Below are 1,053 nucleotides of genomic sequence, written 5' to 3' on the forward strand. Positions count from 1 at the left end.
GGGAATGGACTGGAATTTGTAAGGTGGATGAGATGCAATTATAATACATACATTATTTGTCTTACAGCACTAGATCAAGAGATGGATCAGGTCATGGGATATGAAGCAGGGGCAGATGATTATATTACAAAGCCGTTTAGTCTTTCGGTACTTCTTTTGAAAATAGAAGCACATTTCCGCCGCAGACAGGAGAAAACGGAAGCCGGAAAGATGATTTCGGGAGATATCGTATTTATCGCAGGAGAAATGAAAGTCCTGATAAAGAGTCGTGAAATCAGTCTGACAAAAACGGAGTTGAAAATGCTGACTTTTTTTCTTCAGAATCCGAAACAGATTCTTTCAAAAATACAAATATTGGAAAATGTGTTTGATCTGGAAGGGGATTTTGTGGATGAAAATACAATCGCTGTCAATATCAGAAGACTCCGTGAGAAAATCGAAGACAATCCGGCTGCACCGGTCTATATAAAGAATATCAGAGGTCTTGGGTATATATGGAATCAGGAGGTAAGGCAGTGACAAAGAGATATCGCAAGAAGATTACAGTAGTGCTCTCCTTGGTATTACCTGTCATATTATTGTTTGCAATATTAAATTGCTTTACCACGTATGTGTTTTATGAAGATTATAAATATAAAATGAATCTTATGACAGAGATTGCTGCAAAGGAAGAATTTTCCGGGCTGGATGCTGTTTCGGAATTGCTTAAGGATAAGGATATTGAAACCAACGAACAGGGAAGGCGATTATTGGAGCAATATGGATACTGGGGGAATAAAGGGAATGCATTTTATTCGCAATTCCGGCATCAGGTTATGGTGACCGGTGCTGTAAGCACTGTGATATGCGTGCTTCTTTTGACTTTTTTACTTTATTGGAAGAAAAAAGAAGATGCGTGTCATCAGAAAATTTTAGACCAGTTGGAAGAAATTCTGATCAGATTCCGTGAAAATAAATTTGATGATTTACTGAAAACGGAAAATCATGCAGAACTGGAAAAATTGAATGACCAGCTTGAAGCAATCGGACATCATATTCAGTTGATAAAGGAAG

The 1,053-nt window shown here is 37.7% G+C and carries 1 protein-coding gene and 1 pseudogene; both read left to right on the forward strand.

The features are described 5' to 3' along the window. Window positions 1-519: response regulator transcription factor (locus AB5170_RS22430; RefSeq protein ID WP_368365168.1), on the forward strand; the 519-nt coding region annotated here is incomplete at its 5' end. Further along, window positions 495-1,053: pseudogene (locus AB5170_RS22435) on the forward strand (sensor histidine kinase); the annotation flags it as partial. The gene AB5170_RS22430 and the pseudogene AB5170_RS22435, both read left to right, overlap by 25 nt.

Origin of the sequence: Ruminococcus sp. RTP21484sp1_RTP21281st1_A8_RTP21281_210402, from assembly GCF_040914025.1 — a bacterium.
Classification (GTDB): domain Bacteria; phylum Bacillota; class Clostridia; order Lachnospirales; family Lachnospiraceae; genus Blautia_A; species Blautia_A faecis.